Source organism: Acidovorax sp. LjRoot117 (genome assembly GCF_964252695.1).
GTDB lineage: Bacteria > Pseudomonadota > Gammaproteobacteria > Burkholderiales > Burkholderiaceae_C > Acidovorax.
In genome coordinates, this window is record NZ_CAXUPO020000012.1 from 69,196 (window position 1) to 86,200 (window position 17,005).

Below are 17,005 nucleotides of genomic sequence, written 5' to 3' on the forward strand. Positions count from 1 at the left end.
TAAGTCATTGTTTTAAATCGGATTGCATCTGCGGCGCCTGGATTGGATGCGGGTTTGTGTATACATTCGGGGCTCGTTGCGGCCCAGCCAGGCTGCCGTCCTCCCTCCGTCCACCCGTCCCGCCAGCCATGCACCTGACCGACGATCCGCAGATCGCAACCCTTTCAGCGCCCGCTGGCGACGCCGCCACCTCGCAGGCCGTCAAGGCGCAGCTGCGCCTGCGCGAGATGATCCTGGCGGGCGAGCTGCCCGGCGGCGCGCGCATTGCCGAGCTGACGCTGGTGGAAAAGCTGGGTGTCTCACGCACCCCCATCCGCGCCGCGCTGATGCGGCTGGAGCAGGAGGGGCTGCTGCACCGCCTTCCCGGCGGTGGCTACGCGGTGCGCACGTTTTCAGAGACCGACGTGGCCGACGCCATCGAGCTGCGCGGCACCATGGAAGGGCTGGCGGCGCGCCTGGCGGCCGAGCGCGGCGTGGAGGCCGCGCTGCTGGCCGAAGCCCACGCCTGCCTGGACGCCATCGACACGGCCCTCGCACCCCGCACGCTGGACGACGAGGGCTTCTCGCGCTACGTGGAGCTGAACGCGCGCTTTCACCTGCTGCTCAGCCGCATGGTCGGCAGCGACGTGATCGCCCGCGAGCTGGACCGGGTGAAGGGCCTGCCGTTCGCATCGCCCTCGGCCTTCGTCGTGGTGCAGACCCATTCCCATGAAGCGCGCGACATGCTCATCGTGGCGCAAGACCAGCACCGCCAGGCCCTCGACGCCATCGAGCGCCGCGAGGGCGCCCGGGCCGAAGCCATCCTGCGCGAGCATTCCCGCATCACGCGGCGCAACCTGCTGGCTGCGGTGCAGGCGGCCCAGGTGCAGGGCTTGCCGGGTGTCGGGCTCATTCGTGAACGCGGGTGATCTGCATCCAAAAAAGGCTTCCGAGCGGGTCGCTGTCGGCGGATGCCGGGCGGCGGAGGAAGAGGGCGTGGCTTCCGCCAGGTAGCCGCGGAACTGGCTGTGCCAGGCCGCTGGCTGCGTCCCCCTCCCGCGCGCAGCGCGAGAGAGGGGGAAGGCGCCGCAGGCGACTCAGGGGGTGATATCCCGTTCTGAGATATCTAAAAGTGGGAAAGCCCGCTTGTCGAAGTCTCCAGCGCGATTCACACTGCGGCCAGCATTGTTCTGTATACAACGACATCCCCAGGAGACATCGATGCCCACCAAACGCCACCTTCTTCGTGCCTCCGCGGCTGCGGCCCTGGTGCTGATCAGCGGCCTGGCCGCACTGCCCGCCGCCGCGCAAGACAGCAACGTCTTCAAGATCGGCCTCATCCTGCCCATGACGGGCCAGCAGGCCACCACCGGTCGCCAGATCGAAGCGGCCGCCAAGCTCTACATGGCGCAGAACGGCGACACCGTGGCTGGCAAGAAGGTGCAGCTCATCATCAAGGACGACACCAGCCTGCCCGACGTGACGCGCCGCCTGGCGCAGGAGCTGGTGGTGAACGAGAAGGTCAACGTGCTCGCCGGCATGGGCATCACGCCGTCGGCCATGGCGACTGCGCCGCTGGCCACGCAGTCCAAGACCCCGCTGGTGGTGATGGCCGCGGCCACGTCCAGCATCACCGAGGCATCGCCCTACGTCGTGCGCAGCAGCTTCACGCTGCCCCAGGTGTCGGTGGCCCTGGCCGACTGGGCGCCCAAGAACGGCATCAAGAAGGTCGTGACCTTGGTCAGCGACTACGGCCCCGGCATCGACGCCGAAAAGTATTTCAACCAGCGCCTGACCTTCAACGGCGGCCAGGTGACCGAGGCCCTGCGCGTGCCGTTGCGCAACCCCGATTTCGCCCCGTTCTTGCAGAAGGTGCGCGACGGCAAGCCCGACGCGCTGTTCGTCTTCGTTCCCTCGGGCGCGGGCGCGGCGGTGATGAAGCAGTTCCTGGAGCGCGGCCTGGACAAGGCCGGCATCAAGCTCATCGCCACCGGCGACGTGACCGATGACGACCAGCTCAACGACATGGGCGACGGCGCGCTGGGCGTGGTCACCTCCCACCACTACTCGGCCGCGCACCCCTCGCCGCTGAACAAGAAGTTCGTCGACGCGTTCGAGAAAGCCAACAAGGGCCTGCGCCCGAACTTCATGGCCGTGGGCGGCTACGACGGCATGCGCGTGATCTATGAAGCGCTGCGCACCACCAAGGGCGCGGGCGGCGGCGATGCGCTGCTGGCCGCGATGAAGGGCCAGGTGTTCGAAAGTCCGCGCGGCCCCGTGTTCATCGACGCGCAAACGCGCGACATCGTGCAGAACGTGTACCTGCGCAAGGTGGAGCGCGTGAACGGGCAGCTGTACAACGTGGAGTTCGATGTGATCAAGGATGTGAAGGACCCCGGCAAGACTAAGTAACCCCCTGAGGCGCTGCGCGCCTTCCCCCTACAGGGGGACGCCACCCGTGGCCTGGCGAAGCCAGTTCCACGGTGGCGCTGGCCTTGGGGCGCGCCGGTTTTTGCGGGCGGGTGTTTCTAATCAGTGGCGGGGCGCGCCAGTTTTCGGGGGGAGGCTTTCTTCCACCATCCGTTCGGGTTGAGCTTGTCGAAGCCAGAGCGTCACCGGTTGGGCTGAGGCAGTTGAAGCTGGGGCACTACCGTTCGGGCTGGGCCTGTCGAAGCCAGGGCGCCACGCACGGACCCATGACTCTTGTTCGTCTTCATTGAAGTGATTTCATGCTGACCATTCTTTTCGACGGCGTTGCCTACGGCATGCTGCTGTTCATCCTGGCAGTGGGCCTGGCCGTGACCATGGGGTTGATGAACTTCATCAACCTGGCGCACGGGGCCTTTGCCATGGCGGGGGGGTACATCACGGTGCTGCTGATGCAGCGGCTGGGTGTGCCGTTTCTCGTGTGCCTGCCTATCGCGTTCGTGGGCACGGCTTTGCTGGGGGCGGTGCTGGAGCGCACGCTGTACCGGCCGCTCTACAACAAGGCGCACCTGGACCAGGTGCTGTTCTCCATCGGGCTGGTCTTCATGGCTGTGGCCAGCGTGGACTACTTCGTAGGCTCCACGCAGCAGATCATGCAGCTGCCCGAATGGCTCAAGGGCCGCACCGAGATCGGCAGCGGCGCCTTCATGCTGGGCATGGGGCACTACCGGTTGTTCATCATCGCGGTGTGCGCGGCGCTCACGGTGGGGCTGCAGTACGTGCTGACCAAGACGCGCTTCGGCAGCCGCCTGCGCGCGTCGGTGGACGACCAGCGCGTGGCCGCGGGCATGGGCATCAACGTGAACATCGTGTTCCTGTCCACCTTCGCGTTCGGCTCGGGCCTGGCGGGGCTGGGCGGTGCGCTGGGGGCCGAGGTGCTGGGCCTGGACCCGAGCTTTCCGCTCAAGTTCATGATCTATTTCCTGATCGTCGTGGCGGTGGGCGGCACCTCGTCCATCACCGGACCGCTGCTGGCCGCGCTGCTGCTGGGCATTGCCGACGTGGCGGGCAAGTACTACATCCCCAAGCTGGGCGCCTTCATCGTGTACAGCCTCATGATCGTGATCCTCATCTGGCGCCCGCAAGGCCTCTTCGTTCGCAAAGGAGGGAAATGAGATGAACGCTCAGACCTCCATCCTCTTGAAGGCCCGGCGCTTTCGCTGGTGGGAACCCATCTTCTGGGTCCTGGCCTTCGTCGCGCCGCTGGCCCTGCCCAGCCACGCGCTCATCATCAACGAGATCGCCATCGTGGCGCTGTTCGCGATCTCGCTGGACCTGATCCTGGGCTACACCGGCATCGTGTCGCTGGGCCACGCGGCCTTCTTCGGCATGGGCGGCTACGCGGCGGCGCTGTTCGCCAAGCACGTGATGCCCGACCCGCTGGTGGGCCTGGCGGTGGGCATTGCGGCGGCCACGGTGCTGGGGGCGGTGGCGTCGCTCACCATCATGCGCGGCACCGACCTCACGCGGCTCATGGTCACGCTGGGCGTGGGCCTGATCATGCTGGAGCTGGCCAACAAGCTCGATTGGCTGACGGGCGGCGCCGACGGCCTGCAGGGCGTGGTGATGGGCCCAGTGCTCGGCCAATTCGAGTTCGACCTGTACGGCCGCACGGCGGCGTGGTATTCGCTCACGGTGCTGCTGGTGTTCTTCCTCATAGCGCGGCGCATCGTGCAGTCGCCGTTCGGCGCCACGCTCAAGGCCATCCGCGACAACCGGCTGCGCGCCATGGCCATCGGCATCCCCGTCACGGCCAAGCTGGCGCAGGTGTACACGCTGGCGGCCGCGCTGGCAGGCGCTGCGGGCGCGCTGCTCACGCAGACCACGGGCTTTGCATCGCTCGACCTGTTCGAGTTCCACCGCTCGGCGGACGTGATGCTGATCTTGGTGATCGGCGGCGTCGGCTGGCTCTACGGCGGCATCCTGGGCGCCGTGGGCTTCAAGCTGCTGCAGGACGTGATCTCGTCCGTCACGCCGCAGTACTGGACGTTCTGGATCGGCCTGTTCCTGGTGGTGCTGGTGCTGGTCGGGCGCGACCGCCTGTTCCGCCCCTGGACCTGGTTCGGGGCCGGGCGTAAGCCCGGTGCCAGCTCCAGCGCGGGAGGCCATTGACATGAACACGACAACCTCCACCACCGTGCTGTCGGCGCAGGGCCTGGTCAAGCGCTTCGGCGGCATCACCGCCACCAACAACGTCACGCTGGACTTGAAAAAGGGCGCACGCCATGCGCTCATCGGCCCCAACGGCGCGGGCAAGACCACGCTGATCAACCTGCTGACCGGCGTGCTGGAGCCCACCGAAGGCTTCATCGTGCTCGAGGGCCAGGACATCTCGCGCCTGGCGCCGCACCAGCGTGTGGCGCGCGGCATGGTGCGCACGTTTCAGATCAACCAGCTGTTCGACAGCCTCACGCCGCTGGAGACCCTGGCGCTCACCGTGTCGCAGCACCAGGGCCTGGGCGGCAAGTGGTGGCAGCCGCTGGGCGCGCGCCGCGCCGTCACCGAGCGCTGCGAGCAGCTGCTCGAGCAGTTCCACCTGACCTCGGTGATGGCCGAGGAAACGCGGGTGCTGGCCTACGGCAAGCGCCGCCTGCTGGAGATCGCCATTGCCCTGGCCTGCGAGCCGCGCGTGCTGCTGCTCGACGAGCCCGTGGCCGGCGTGCCGGCGGGCGAGCGCGAAGAACTTTTGCAAACCGTGGCGGCACTGCCCGCCGATGTCTCGGTGCTGTTGATCGAACACGACATGGACCTGGTTTTCAGCTTTGCCAACCGCATGACGGTGCTGGTCAACGGCACGGTGCTGACCGAGGGCGACCCGGACACGATTGCCAACGACCCGCAGGTGAAGGCGGTGTATCTGGGGCATGGGGAGGGATCGAGCGACGCCGGGCCGCCCCAAGGCGCGAGGGCCCCCTTGGGGGGCAGCGAACCACGCGCAGCGGGGAGCGTGGGGGCAGGAGGTCTTCATGTCTAAGAACGAACTGCTGCGTATCGAAGGCCTTAGCGCGGGCTACGGCGAAGCCGTGGTGCTGCAAGGCATCTCCCTGTCGCTGGCCGAAGGCGACACCCTGGCCCTGCTGGGCCGCAACGGCACGGGCAAGACCACGCTCATCAACACGCTCGCAGGCGCCACGCGCCAGCACGGCGGCACGGTGATGCTGGGCGGCGCGGCGCTGCACAAGCTGCCCTCGCACGAGCGGGCGGCCGCCGGCATCGGATGGGTGCCGCAGGAGCGCAACATCTTCAAGTCGCTCTCCGTGCACGAGAACCTCACGGCCGTGGCGCGCCCCGGCCGCAAGGGCTCTACCGCGCGCCCATGGACGCCCGAGCGGGTGTACGAGATGTTCCCGCGGCTGGCAGAACGCAAGACCAACCTGGGCACGCAGCTGTCGGGCGGCGAGCAGCAGATGCTGGCCGTGGGCCGCGCGCTGGTGCTCAACCCGCGCCTCTTGCTGCTGGACGAGCCGCTCGAAGGCCTGGCGCCCATCATCGTGGAAGAGCTGCTGCGCGCCATCCGCCGCATCACGCGCGAAGAAGGCCTGTCGGCCATCATCGTGGAGCAGCACCCGCAGGCCATCCTGGCCATCTCGGACCAGGCCGCCGTGCTGGACCGGGGCACGGTGGTGCACGCGGGCACAGCGGCAGAGCTGAGCGCGCAGCCCGCGCTGCTGGACCGCCTGCTGGGCGTGTCGCGCTGACAGGGGCCAAGGCATGCGCATGAACCTCACCATCCACCGCAGAACCCTCCTGGCCCTGGCCGCAGCCTGGGGCGCGGCCGCCGCCCACGCGCAGCCCGCGTTCCCCTCGCGCCCGATCCGCATCGTGGTGCCCAATGCGGCGGGCGGCGCGGCCGACATCACCGCGCGCACGGTGGGCCAGAAGATCGCGGGCCCGCTGGGGCAGAGCGTGGTGATCGAGAACAAACCCAGCGCGGGCGGCGTGGTGGCCGGCGAGCAGGTCGCACGCGCCGAGCCCGACGGTCACACGCTGCTGCTCATCAGCAGCGGCACGGCGGTGAGCGCCGCGCTGTTCAATACGCTGCCGTTCGACACGCTGAAGGACTTCGTGCCGGTGTCGCTGCTGGCCACGTTCGACCTGGCCATCGTCGTGCGCGAAGGCGGGCGCTTCGGCACCCTGGCAGAGCTGCTGGCCTATGGCCGCGCGAACCCGGGCAAGCTCAACATCGGCACGCCGCAGATCGGCACCACGCAGAACCTGGCGGCCGAACTCTTCAAGGTGACCGCCGGCATCGACGCCCAGGTGGTGCCCTTCAACGGCACGCCGCCGGTCATCACCGCACTGCGCGGCGGCGAGATCGACGCCATGGTGGACATCCTCGGCGGGCTGATGCCGCAGATCGGCTCCAGGGCCCTGCGCCCGCTGGCGGTGCTGGGCGCCCAGCGCGCGCCACAGCTGCCCGAGGTTCCCACGGTGCGCGAGAGCGGCGGCCCCCTGGCCGGCTTCAACGTCACGTCCTGGAACGGCCTGGCCGTGCCCGCACGCACCCCGCCCGCCGTGGTGGAGCGCCTGTCGCGCGAGGTGCAATCGGCCCTGGCCCAGCCCGACGTGAAAAAGCGCCTGCTGGAGCTGAACCTGCAGGCCCAGGGCAGCACGCCCGCGCAGGCCGCCGAACACCTGGCGGCCGATGTGCGGCGCTGGGGCGATGTGATCACGCGGGCCAAGATCGCGCGGCAGTAGGCAGGGTTCGCGTTCAATCAGCCGGCCCGATACCGGTCGGGCTGACTGCCCCCGTACCGCACCCCTTTACCGCACCCCTTGCCGTTCGGGCTGAGCTTGTCGAAGCCTGGTGCCGCGCTTCGACAGGCTCAGCGTGAACGGTAGAAGGTGAACCGTTTTTCTACTTCCATAAGCAGCGTGATACCCGGCGACGTTCACGGGTGCTCGAACACCAGCGGCACCGTGCGCTGGATCAGCTCCAGCGCCGCTTTCTGCACCTGCGTGGCCGGCCGCTGCAGGCTGGTCGCCAGCGACAGCGCGATGCGCAGCGGCGGCTTGCCCGGCGTGCCGATGACCTGGGCCGTGTAGGCCGAAGGCCGGGGCGAGTTGAGCAGCGCGTTGCGCGAGAGGATGGCGCAGCCCGCGCCGTCGGCCACCAGGTCCAGGATGGCGGAGACGCCGTCGATCTCCAGCGCCACCTCGGGCCGGCAGCCGATGTTGGCCATCTCCGATTCCACATGCATGCGGATCGCGTTGGGCCGCGACGGGATGATCAGCGGCAGCCGCGCCACCTCGGCCAGCGGGATGGGGCCGGGCGGCGGGTCTTCGGCCAGGCCGGGCGGGCGCACGCGCACCAGCACCAGGTCTTCGTCGATGAGGTGCGCCACATCGATATCGCGCGAGGGCTGGGCGTTGTAGAGCACCACGATGTCCAGGCGCCCGCTGACCAGGCCTTCCAGAATCGCGCCCGACAGCCCCTCGCTGATGGACAGGCGCGCCTCGGGCAGCTCCTGGCGGAAGGCGCGGGTCAGCGGCACCGTCATCACCCGCGCCACGCTGTTGGGCAGGCCGATGGCCACGCGGCCCGACAGCCCGCCGCGCATGCGGTCCATGTCCTCCCGCGCCCGCGCCATCTGGTGCAGGATGCCGCGCCCGTGCTCCACCAGCAGCTTGCCCGCTTCGGTGGGCGTGGCGCCCCGGCCATTGCGCACCAGCAGGTTCTGGCGCAGCTCCACCTCCAGCAGGCGGATCTGGCGGCTCAGCGCCGACTGCGCCACGTCCAGCGCCGCGGCCGCGCGGGTGAAGCTGCCCAGCTCGGCCACGCGCACAAAGTATTCCAGCTGCTTGAGGTCCATCAGAGAGGCGCGAAGCGGGGGCTCGGCAAAAGTGTTTCCTATCGGTAAATGATATACCTGCTAGACGGTGCAGCTACTTTTTGTATAGCTCGGCTTCGCCCAGAATCCGGCCTAGACAGCGCTCCAAGGCTCCGTGCGGGCTGGGCGCCCTGGCCCTTTTGTCTGCCTTCCACCTTTACGCCACCATGTCCCAACACCTTCGCGGAATCTCGTCCATGGCCACCCGCCAGGTGCTGGCCGAGCTGACTGCGGGCTTCGAGCAGGCCACGGGCCACCGCGCCAGCATCGAGGCCGTGGGCGGTGTGGACGCCGCCCAGCGCGTGAGGGCCGGCGAGGCCTTCGACGTGGTGGTGCTCGCGGCCGACGCCATCGCCAAGCTGCTGGCCGCGGGCTGCATCGTGCCCGGCAGCGTGGTCGACCTGGTGCATTCGGGCGTGGCGGTGGCCGTGCCCGCCGGTGCGCCGCAGCCGGACATCGGCTCCGAAGACGCCGTGCGCCAGGCCGTGCTGGCCGCGCGCAGCATCAGCTACTCCACCGGCCCGAGCGGCGTGGCGCTGGCAAAACTGTTCGAACGCTGGGGCATCGCCGGCGAGATCGCCGGCCGCATGGTGCAGGCCCCGCCCGGCGTGCCCGTGGGCTCGCTGGTGGCCAAGGGCGAGGTGGCGCTGGGTTTTCAGCAATTGAGCGAGCTGCTGCACGTGCAGGGCATCGCCATCGTCGGGCCGCTGCCGCCCGCCATCCAGATCACGACCACGTTCTCCGCCGGCATCGGCGCGCAGTCGCAGCAGGCCGATGCCGCGCGCGAACTGCTGGCCTACATGGCGTCGCCGCAAGCAGCGGATGCCAAGCGCAAGCAGGGCATGGACCCCGCGTGACCGGCCTGCGCCACAGCACAAGCACTTCGACAAGAACATCTTTCAGGAGCACCACCCCATGAGCCTCATCATCGACTGCCACGGCCACTACACCACGGCCCCCAAGGCGCTGGAGAACTGGCGCAACGCGCAGATCGCCGGCATCAAGGACCCCGCCCAGATGCCCAAGGTGGCAGACCTGACCATCAGCGACGACGAACTGCGCGAGTCCATCGAGACCAACCAGCTCAGGCTGATGAAGGAGCGCGGCAGCGACATCACGCTGTTCAGCCCGCGCGCGAGCTTCATGGCCCACCACATCGGCGACTTCGAGGTGTCCAGCACCTGGGCCGCCATCTGCAACGAGCTGTGCTATCGGGTCTCCACGCTGTTCCCCGACCACTTCGTGCCCGTGGCCATGCTGCCGCAAAGCCCCGGCGTGGACCCCGCCACCTGCATCCCCGAGCTGGAAAAGTGCGTGCACGAATACGGCGCCGTGGGCATCAACCTGAACCCCGACCCCTCGGGCGGCCACTGGACCAGCCCGCCGCTGACCGACAAGCACTGGTATCCCATCTACGAAAAGATGGTGGAGTACGACCTGCCGGCCATGATCCATGTGAGCACCAGCTGCAACGCGTGCTTTCACACCACGGGCGCGCACTACCTGAACGCCGACACCACTGCCTTCATGCAGCTGATCCAGGGCGATCTGTTCAAGGACTTCCCCACGCTCAGGTTCTTGATCCCGCACGGCGGCGGCGCAGTGCCTTACCACTGGGGCCGGTTCCGCGGCCTGGCGCAGGAGATGAAGAAGCCGCTGCTGGACGACCACCTGATGAACAACGTGTTCTTCGACACCTGCGTCTACCACCAGCCCGGCATCGATTTGCTGAACACGGTGATCCCGGTGAAGAACGTGCTGTTCGCCAGCGAGATGATCGGCGCGGTGCGCGGCATCGACCCCACCACCGGCAACTACTACGACGACACCAAGCGCTACATCGAGGCCAGCAAGATCCTGAGCGCTGACGACAAGCACCAGGTCTACGAAGCCAATGTGCGCCGCGTGTTCCCGCGCCTGGATGCGCGCCTGAAGGCCAAGGGGCTGTGACCTTGCTGCCGGCCTAGATCACCCCCAACCCCGGCCGTTCACGCTGAGCCTGTCGAAGCGCGGCACCAGGCTTCGACAAGCTCAGCCCGAACGGATGGGAACGGATCGAACGCGATGCAATGCGATGCGATGCGGCGCGATCAAAGTCCCGACACCACCCACACCAACGGAGAGAGACAAACATGTACGAACTAGGCGTTGTCTACCGCAACATCACCCGCGCCGACCGCGCGGCCGCCGACGGCCTGGCCGCTTTGGGCTCGGCCACCGTGCACGAGGCCATGGGCCGCGTCGGCCTGCTCAAGCCCTACATGCGCCCCATCTACGGCGGCCAGCAGATCAGCGGCACCGCCGTGACCGTGCTGCTGCAGCCGGGCGACAACTGGATGCTGCACGTGGCGGCCGAGCAGATCCAGCCCGGCGACGTGGTGGTGGCGGGGGTCACGTCCGAGTGCACCGACGGCTACTTCGGCGACCTGCTCGCCACCTCCTTCCAGTCGCGCGGTGCGCGTGCGCTCATCATCGACGCCGGCGTGCGCGACGTGAAGACGCTGCAGGAGATGAACTTCCCCGTGTGGAGCCGCGCCATCAGCAGCAAGGGCACGATCAAGGCCACGCTGGGCTCGGTGAACATCCCCGTGGTGTGCGCCGGTGCGCTCGTCAAGCCGGGCGACGTGATCGTGGCCGATGACGACGGCGTGGTCTGCGTGCCCGCCGCCCGTGCAGCCGAGACCCTGGCCGCCGCGCAAAAGCGCGAGAGCTTCGAAGGCGAGAAACGCGCCAAGCTGGCCTCGGGCGTGCTGGGCCTGGACATGTACAACATGCGCCCCGGCCTGGAGAAGGCGGGCCTCAGGTACATCGACTAGATCAGGCAGCCTTGAATATTTCAGGCCTCTACCGCTTGACTGGCAAGCGGTAGCAGCTATCGAATTTATAGCATTTGTTTTTTTGCATTCCATGACCTCTCGCACCTTCTCCCCCCTGCGCCGCAGCGTTGGCCTGGCGTCCGTTGTCTCGCTCGGCCTGGCCGCCACCCTGGGCCTCGCGTCCCACGGCGCACACGCCCAGGCCTTCCCCACCAAGCCGGTGCGCATCATCACGCCCTTCCCGGTGGGTGGCGGCCCTGATGGCGTGGCCCGCCTGGTAGCCGACAAGTTGTCCAAGAGCTGGGGCCAGCCCGTGGTGGTCGAGAACCGGCCCGGCGGCAACGGCTTCATCGCCATCGACGCCTTCAAGCGCGGCGCCAAGGACGGGCATGACCTGATCGTGCTGGACAACGTGCACCTGGCCGCCTACCCCAGCCTGTTCAAGAAGCTGCCCTACGACGTGGCCAAGGACTTCGACACGCTGCTGCCGCTGTTCAAGACCCACTTCTTCTTCACTGTGGGCACGGGCAGCAAGTACAAGACCGTGGGCGACATCGTGGCCGACGCCAAGGCCCGCCCGGGCAAGCTCAACTACGGCTCGTGGTCCGTGGGCAACCCGGTGCACCTGGGCTCGGAGCTGTTCGAGTCCGCCACCGGCACGCAGATGGAGCACGTGATCTTCAAGGAGACCACGCAGCTGTACACCTCGGTCGCCACCGGCGACATCGACTTCGCGCTGGGCAGCGCCGCCACCGCCGGCCCGCTGTACCGCGCGGGCAAGCTGCGCCTGCTGGCCTTTGCCGGCCCCCAGCGCTCGGCCGAGTTCCCCGACGTGCCCACCGTGGGCGAAGCGGGTGGCCCCAAGGACTTTGCCGTGACCGGCTGGAACGCCATCGCCGTGCCGCCCGGCCTGCCTGCGGCCGTCACCGACAAGATCAAGCGCGACATCGAGCAGGCCCTGACCGGCCCCGATGTGGCCGAGAAGTTCAAGACCTTCGGCTACGAGCAGTTCCCCACCACGCGCCCCCAGTTCGCGCAGTTCGTGAAGGACGAGAGCCAGCGTTTTGGCGACGTGATCAAGAAGGCCAACGTTTCGCTGGACTGATGCCTCCCCCCCGAAGCGCCTGCGGCGCCTCCCCCTCCAGGGGGCGCACCCGGCGGCCCGGCGAAGCCGGTTCCGCGGGTGCACTGGCCCAGTCTGGCGTCTTTTAACCATGAAGGTTCAAACATCATGAGCAAACCCACTTCCGGCCCTTTCGAGAAGACCGCTGGCTGGCTCGACTGGTACACCGGCCCGACCCGGCCCCGGTTCCAGCTGCCCCCAGGCGCGGTGGATGCGCACTGCCACGTGTTCGGCCCCGGCGCCGAATTTCCTTACGCACCCGAGCGCAAGTACACGCCGTGCGATGCCTCCAAGGCGCAGCTGTTCGCGCTGCGCGACCACCTGGGCTTCGACAAGAACGTGGTGGTGCAGGCCACCTGCCACGGCGCGGACAACCGCGCCATGGTCGATGCGCTCAAAGCCAGCCACGGCAAGGCCAAGGGCGTGGCCACGGTCAAACGCAGCATCTCCGATGCCGAGCTGCAGGAACTGCACGACGCCGGCGTGCGCGGCGTGCGCTTCAACTTCGTCAAGCGCCTGGTGGACTTCACGCCCAAGGACGAGCTGATGGAGATCGCCGGCCGCATCCACAAGCTCGGCTGGCACGTGGTGATCTACTTCGAGGCGGTGGACCTGCCCGAGCTGTGGGACTTCTTCACCCAGCTGCCCACCACGGTGGTGGTAGACCACATGGGCCGCCCGGATGTGAGCAAGCCGGTGGATGGCCCCGAGTTCGCGCTGTTCCTGAAATTCATGCGTGAGCACCCCAACGTGTGGAGCAAGGTGAGCTGCCCCGAGCGCCTGTCGGTGGCCGGCCCCAAGGCACTGAACGGCGAGCAGGCGGCCTACCAGGACGTGGTGCCGTTTGCGCGCAAGGTGGTCGAGGAGTTCCCCGACCGCGTGCTCTGGGGCACCGACTGGCCGCACCCCAACCTCAAGGACCACATGCCCGACGACGGCCTGCTGGTGGACTTCATCCCGCACATCGCGCCCACGGCCGAGCTGCAAAAGAAGCTGCTGGTGGACAATCCCACGCGCCTGTACTGGCCCGAATTGGCCCAGGGCTGAAGGAGCACACCATGGCATTGCACAAACCCTACAAGGACGTGCCCGGCACGACCATCTTCGACGCCGAGCAGTCGCGCCTGGGCTACCACCTGAACCAGTTCTGCATGTCGCTCATGAAGGCCGAGAACCGCGCGCGGTTTTTGGCCAACGAGCGCGGCTACCTGGACGAGTGGCCCATGACCGAAGACCAGAAGCTGGCCGTGCTCGCACGCGACCTGAACCGCTGCATCGCGCTGGGCGGCAACATCTACTTCCTGGCCAAGATCGGCGCGACCGACGGACGGTCCTTCCAGCAGATGGCCGGCTCCATGACCGGCATGACGGAAGAGGAATACCGCAACATGATGATCGGCGGCGGCCGCTCGGCCGAGGGCAACCGCTACGTCGGCGAAGACGGCGACGCACAGGCGCACCGACAACCCCAAGGAGCCGCCGGCAAGAAGCCGGCCGGACACTGACATGGCCAAGATCACCGCATCCGTCTACACCTCGCACGTGCCCGCCATCGGCGCGGCGCTCGACCTGGGCAAGCAGGGCGAGCCCTACTGGCAGCCGCTCTTCAAGGGCTACGACTTCTCCAAGGCATGGGAGAAGGCCAACAAGCCCGACGTCGTGTTCCTGGTCTTCAACGACCACGCCACCGCGTTCAGCCTGGACATGATCCCCACGTTCGCCATCGGCACGGCCGCGTCCTACCAGCCCGCCGACGAGGGCTGGGGCCCGCGCCCCGTGCCCACGGTGTACGGGCACCCCGAGCTGGCCGCGCACATCGCGCAGTCGGTCATCCAGGACGACTTCGACCTCACCATCGTCAACCGCATGGATGTGGACCACGGCCTCACCGTGCCGCTGTCGCTGATGTTCGGCCAGCCCGAGCAGTGGCCCTGCAAGGTCATCCCGTTCGCGGTCAACGTGGTGCAGTACCCCGTGCCGTCGGGCAACCGGTGCTTTCAGATCGGCAAGGCCATCCGCAAGGCGATCGAGTCGTTCGATGAAGACCTCAACGTGCAGATCTGGGGCACGGGCGGCATGAGCCACCAGCTGCAGGGCCCGCGCGCCGGCCTCATCAACAAGGACTGGGACAACAAGTTCCTGGACCGCCTGATCGCCGAGCCCGCCGAACTGGCCCAGGTGCCGCACATCGAATACGTGCGCGAAGCCGGCAGCGAAGGCATCGAGCTCGTGATGTGGCTCATCGCCCGGGGCGCCATGAGCGATGTAGCCGGCACCGGCCCCGCGCCCAAGGTGGCGCACCGCTTCTTCCACGTGCCCGCCAGCAATACGGCAGTGGGGCACCTGATCCTCGAGAACCAATAAATTCAAGGAACCCGACATGACCATCAAAGTCGCACTCGCAGGCGCTGGCGCCTTCGGCATCAAGCATCTGGACGGCATTAAAAACATCGACGGCGTCGAAGTCATCTCCCTCATCAGCCGCGACCTGGCCAAGACCCAGGAAGTGGCCGACAAGTACGGCATCCAGCACGTCAGCACCGACCTGAACGATGCGCTGGCCATCCAGGAGGTGGACGCCGTGATCCTGTGCACCCCCACGCAGATGCACGCCGAGCAGAGCATCGCCTGCCTGAAGGCCGGCAAGCACGTGCAGGTGGAGATCCCGCTGGCAGATAGCTTGAAGGGCGCGCAGGAAGTCGTCGCCACGCAAAAGGACAAAGGCCTGGTGGCCATGTGCGGCCACACGCGCCGTTTCAACCCCAGCCACCAGTACGTGCACCAGAAGGTCCAGGCAGGCGAGTTCAACATCCAGCAGATGGATGTGCAGACCTACTTCTTTCGCCGCACCAACACCAACGCGCTGGGCCAGGCCCGCAGCTGGACGGACCACCTGCTGTGGCACCACGCCGCGCACACGGTGGATTTGTTCGCCTACCAGGCGGGCAGTCCCATCGTCAAAGCCAACGCCATCCAGGGCCCCATCCACCCGGTGCTGGGCATCGCGATGGACATGAGCATCCAGCTCAAGGCAGAGAACGGCGCCATCTGCACGCTGTCGCTCTCGTTCAACAACGACGGCCCGCTGGGCACGTACTTCCGCTACATCGGCGACACCGCCACCTACCTGGCGCGCTACGACGACCTGTACAACGGCAAGGACGAGAAGATCGACGTGAGCCATGTCGACGTGTCGATGAACGGCATCGAGCTGCAGGACCGCGAGTTCTTCGCCGCCATCCGCGAAGGCCGCGAACCCAACTCCAGCGTGGGCCGCGTGCTGGCGTGCTATGAGGTGCTGCACGGGTTGGAGCAGCAGCTCAACGGCTAGAGCCGCCCGGTTCTCGCCATGGGGCCCATCGCCCACCCCGCCGAATAGAATGATTCGGTCAGCGGGGTGGGCTTTTTTATGGGCACTGCGGAGGCGGCTTTTGGAACATGGCGTGAACATTCGTGGACAACAACGTCCCGGCAAGCTTGGTAGACCACCGGCGCAAGCCGAGATTCGCGAAAGCAGGGTGGGACTGGGATATGGCATCTAAACGCAGTCTCAGCAAGCGCGAACCACCGCCCAGCAGCTTTTCGGCACTGGTGGCCGACATCCGTCATGTGCACGCACAGTGCGCCGCGCAGGCGACACGTGCCGTCAACATCAGCCTGACGTTTCGCAACTGGCTGATCGGTGCGCACATCCATCACTACGAACTACAGGGCGCGGACCGCGCCACTTACGGCGACAAGCTGCTTCACAAACTGGCCGAGCAACTCACACAAGGCAAGGTCAGCAACTGCGACCGGCGCCAGCTCTACCGCTATTTGCGCTTCTATCGCCTTTATCCAGGCATTGTGGGGGCGCTGTCCCCACAATTCGCCGAGTTGCAGCCACCTACAGCCAACGCGCAAGTAAAAGTGGGGACAGCGTCCCCACTTTTGGGGACGGAAGCGGGCGCTGGCGACCCATTGCAGTTGCTCACCCGCCTGTCGTACAGCCACATCGAGGAGCTGGTAGGCCTGGAAGACCCGGCGCAACGCAGCTTCTACGAAACCGAGGCATTGCGCGGCAACTGGTCGGTGCGCGAACTCAAGCGCCAGATCAGCACGCTGTACTACCAGCGCAGCGGCCTCTCCACCGACAAGACGACCCTGTCACAGCGGGCCCACGCCAAAGCCGAGCGGGCCGATCCTCAGCAAATCATCCGCGATCCCTACGTCTTTGAATTTCTGGGCCTGAAGCCTCAGGAGACCGTGACCGAAGGCCAGCTTGAGGATGCGCTACTCGACAAGCTGCAAGCTTTTTTGCTGGAACTGGGTCACGGCTTTTGCTTTGAGGCACGGCAAAAGCGCGTGGTGATGGGCGGCGAACACTTCTTTGTGGATCTGGTTTTCTATCACCGTGTGCTCAAGTGCCATGTGCTCATCGAGCTGAAGAACGATGCCTTCAAACACGAAAACCTGGGGCAGCTGAACGCCTATGTCAGCTACTACAAGCACAACCACATGACCGAGGGCGACCAGCCGCCCATCGGCATATTGCTGTGCACGCGCAAGAACACCGAGCTGGTGCAGTACGCGTTGGCAGACATGAGCAACAAGCTCTTTGTGTCGCGCTACCAGGTGCAGCTACCAGGCACGGAGGAGATGGCGGCTTTCTTGCACAGGGCCGTGGAGGAGTTGGGGGGCGGGAATGAATGAGCGGGCAAAGGCGAGTTGGGCGAGTTGGGCGAATTGAAGAACAACCATGACGGAGCCGCCGGCCGGTCATTGCGCTC

At 67.0% G+C, this 17,005-nt stretch carries 17 protein-coding genes; 16 read left to right on the forward strand and 1 reads right to left on the reverse strand.

Annotated features, from left to right (window positions below; translation table 11 throughout):
• Nucleotides 1–128 precede the first annotated feature (128 nt).
• The 7 genes from ACSQ3D_RS22940 to ACSQ3D_RS22970 all read left to right on the forward strand — a co-directional run bounded on the left by ACSQ3D_RS22940 (nucleotide 129) and on the right by ACSQ3D_RS22970 (nucleotide 7,164).
• Entirely contained in the window at nucleotides 129–908 is a 780-nt protein-coding gene (locus ACSQ3D_RS22940; RefSeq protein ID WP_056411313.1) for a GntR family transcriptional regulator, read from the forward strand.
• A 292-nt stretch (nucleotides 909–1,200) separates the two neighbouring features.
• On the forward strand, nucleotides 1,201–2,391 hold the full coding sequence (locus ACSQ3D_RS22945; RefSeq protein ID WP_436128461.1) for an ABC transporter substrate-binding protein: 1,191 nt from the start codon (nucleotides 1,201–1,203) through the stop codon (nucleotides 2,389–2,391).
• Nucleotides 2,392–2,708: 317 nt separating this feature from the next.
• Complete coding sequence (locus ACSQ3D_RS22950; protein ID WP_056170957.1) at nucleotides 2,709–3,581, forward strand: branched-chain amino acid ABC transporter permease; 873 nt, start codon at nucleotides 2,709–2,711, stop codon at nucleotides 3,579–3,581.
• A 1-nt stretch (nucleotide 3,582) separates the two neighbouring features.
• Complete coding sequence (locus ACSQ3D_RS22955) at nucleotides 3,583–4,578, forward strand: branched-chain amino acid ABC transporter permease (RefSeq protein WP_436128462.1); 996 nt, start codon at nucleotides 3,583–3,585, stop codon at nucleotides 4,576–4,578.
• 1 nt (nucleotide 4,579) lies between these two features.
• A complete protein-coding gene (locus ACSQ3D_RS22960; RefSeq protein ID WP_436128463.1) occupies nucleotides 4,580–5,440 on the forward strand; it encodes an ABC transporter ATP-binding protein in 861 nt (286 codons plus the stop codon).
• A complete protein-coding gene (locus ACSQ3D_RS22965; protein WP_436128464.1) occupies nucleotides 5,433–6,164 on the forward strand; it encodes an ABC transporter ATP-binding protein in 732 nt (243 codons plus the stop codon). The genes ACSQ3D_RS22960 and ACSQ3D_RS22965 overlap by 8 nt, the downstream gene beginning before the upstream one ends.
• A 19-nt stretch (nucleotides 6,165–6,183) precedes the next feature.
• Nucleotides 6,184–7,164, forward strand: coding sequence for a tripartite tricarboxylate transporter substrate binding protein (locus tag ACSQ3D_RS22970; protein ID WP_436128465.1), 981 nt, complete (start codon nucleotides 6,184–6,186; stop codon nucleotides 7,162–7,164).
• A 194-nt stretch (nucleotides 7,165–7,358) separates the two neighbouring features.
• On the opposite strand, the gene ACSQ3D_RS22975 is transcribed toward ACSQ3D_RS22970, so the two are convergent.
• The gene (locus ACSQ3D_RS22975) at nucleotides 7,359–8,279 is read right to left on the reverse strand and encodes a LysR substrate-binding domain-containing protein (protein WP_056170950.1); all 921 of its coding nucleotides are present in this window, start codon (nucleotides 8,277–8,279) and stop codon (nucleotides 7,359–7,361) included.
• Between the two features lie 185 nt (nucleotides 8,280–8,464).
• Between ACSQ3D_RS22975 and ACSQ3D_RS22980 the strand changes: the two genes are divergently transcribed.
• The 9 genes from ACSQ3D_RS22980 (at nucleotide 8,465) to ACSQ3D_RS23020 (ending at nucleotide 16,928) form a co-directional block, all read left to right on the forward strand.
• The gene (locus ACSQ3D_RS22980; RefSeq protein WP_436128466.1) at nucleotides 8,465–9,154 is read left to right on the forward strand and encodes a substrate-binding domain-containing protein; all 690 of its coding nucleotides are present in this window, start codon (nucleotides 8,465–8,467) and stop codon (nucleotides 9,152–9,154) included.
• A 58-nt stretch (nucleotides 9,155–9,212) separates the two neighbouring features.
• Entirely contained in the window at nucleotides 9,213–10,247 is a 1,035-nt protein-coding gene (locus ACSQ3D_RS22985; protein WP_436128467.1) for an amidohydrolase family protein, read from the forward strand.
• Between the two features lie 182 nt (nucleotides 10,248–10,429).
• Nucleotides 10,430–11,113 (forward strand): 4-carboxy-4-hydroxy-2-oxoadipate aldolase/oxaloacetate decarboxylase, encoded by a 684-nt coding sequence (ligK, locus tag ACSQ3D_RS22990; protein ID WP_396505710.1) that lies wholly within the window; start codon nucleotides 10,430–10,432, stop codon nucleotides 11,111–11,113.
• 91 nt (nucleotides 11,114–11,204) lie between these two features.
• Nucleotides 11,205–12,218: a Bug family tripartite tricarboxylate transporter substrate binding protein gene (locus tag ACSQ3D_RS22995; RefSeq protein WP_056411328.1), complete on the forward strand. Its 1,014-nt coding sequence runs from the start codon at nucleotides 11,205–11,207 to the stop codon at nucleotides 12,216–12,218.
• A gap of 126 nt (nucleotides 12,219–12,344) precedes the next feature.
• The gene (locus ACSQ3D_RS23000; protein WP_436128468.1) at nucleotides 12,345–13,283 is read left to right on the forward strand and encodes an amidohydrolase family protein; all 939 of its coding nucleotides are present in this window, start codon (nucleotides 12,345–12,347) and stop codon (nucleotides 13,281–13,283) included.
• 11 nt (nucleotides 13,284–13,294) lie between these two features.
• Nucleotides 13,295–13,741 (forward strand): protocatechuate 4,5-dioxygenase subunit alpha, encoded by a 447-nt coding sequence (ligA, locus tag ACSQ3D_RS23005; RefSeq protein WP_436128469.1) that lies wholly within the window; start codon nucleotides 13,295–13,297, stop codon nucleotides 13,739–13,741.
• 1 nt (nucleotide 13,742) lies between these two features.
• Entirely contained in the window at nucleotides 13,743–14,600 is an 858-nt protein-coding gene (locus ACSQ3D_RS23010; RefSeq protein ID WP_056411331.1) for a class III extradiol dioxygenase subunit beta, read from the forward strand.
• Nucleotides 14,601–14,616: 16 nt separating this feature from the next.
• Nucleotides 14,617–15,567, forward strand: coding sequence for a Gfo/Idh/MocA family oxidoreductase (locus ACSQ3D_RS23015; RefSeq protein ID WP_436128470.1), 951 nt, complete (start codon nucleotides 14,617–14,619; stop codon nucleotides 15,565–15,567).
• Between the two features lie 122 nt (nucleotides 15,568–15,689).
• Entirely contained in the window at nucleotides 15,690–16,928 is a 1,239-nt protein-coding gene (locus ACSQ3D_RS23020) for a PDDEXK nuclease domain-containing protein (protein WP_436128471.1), read from the forward strand.
• The last annotated feature ends 77 nt before the right edge of the window (nucleotides 16,929–17,005 follow it).

Bases quoted from the DNA above. Each gene is read 5' to 3' on its own strand.
- ligA (WP_436128469.1), top strand. From the start codon at position 13,295: ATGGCATTGCACAAACCCTACAAGGACGTGCCCGGCACGACCATCTTC.
- ACSQ3D_RS22955 (WP_436128462.1), top strand. From the start codon at position 3,583: ATGAACGCTCAGACCTCCATCCTCTTGAAGGCCCGGCGCTTTCGCTGG.
- ACSQ3D_RS22970 (WP_436128465.1), top strand. From the start codon at position 6,184: ATGAACCTCACCATCCACCGCAGAACCCTCCTGGCCCTGGCCGCAGCC.
- ACSQ3D_RS23000 (WP_436128468.1), top strand. From the start codon at position 12,345: ATGAGCAAACCCACTTCCGGCCCTTTCGAGAAGACCGCTGGCTGGCTC.
- ACSQ3D_RS22985 (WP_436128467.1), top strand. From the start codon at position 9,213: ATGAGCCTCATCATCGACTGCCACGGCCACTACACCACGGCCCCCAAG.
- ACSQ3D_RS23015 (WP_436128470.1), top strand. From the start codon at position 14,617: ATGACCATCAAAGTCGCACTCGCAGGCGCTGGCGCCTTCGGCATCAAG.
- ACSQ3D_RS22945 (WP_436128461.1), top strand. From the start codon at position 1,201: ATGCCCACCAAACGCCACCTTCTTCGTGCCTCCGCGGCTGCGGCCCTG.
- ACSQ3D_RS22940 (WP_056411313.1), top strand. From the start codon at position 129: ATGCACCTGACCGACGATCCGCAGATCGCAACCCTTTCAGCGCCCGCT.
- ACSQ3D_RS22950 (WP_056170957.1), top strand. From the start codon at position 2,709: ATGCTGACCATTCTTTTCGACGGCGTTGCCTACGGCATGCTGCTGTTC.
- ACSQ3D_RS22965 (WP_436128464.1), top strand. From the start codon at position 5,433: ATGTCTAAGAACGAACTGCTGCGTATCGAAGGCCTTAGCGCGGGCTAC.
- ACSQ3D_RS22980 (WP_436128466.1), top strand. From the start codon at position 8,465: ATGTCCCAACACCTTCGCGGAATCTCGTCCATGGCCACCCGCCAGGTG.
- ligK (WP_396505710.1), top strand. From the start codon at position 10,430: ATGTACGAACTAGGCGTTGTCTACCGCAACATCACCCGCGCCGACCGC.
- ACSQ3D_RS22995 (WP_056411328.1), top strand. From the start codon at position 11,205: ATGACCTCTCGCACCTTCTCCCCCCTGCGCCGCAGCGTTGGCCTGGCG.
- ACSQ3D_RS22960 (WP_436128463.1), top strand. From the start codon at position 4,580: ATGAACACGACAACCTCCACCACCGTGCTGTCGGCGCAGGGCCTGGTC.
- ACSQ3D_RS22975 (WP_056170950.1), bottom strand. From the start codon at position 8,279: ATGGACCTCAAGCAGCTGGAATACTTTGTGCGCGTGGCCGAGCTGGGC.
- ACSQ3D_RS23010 (WP_056411331.1), top strand. From the start codon at position 13,743: ATGGCCAAGATCACCGCATCCGTCTACACCTCGCACGTGCCCGCCATC.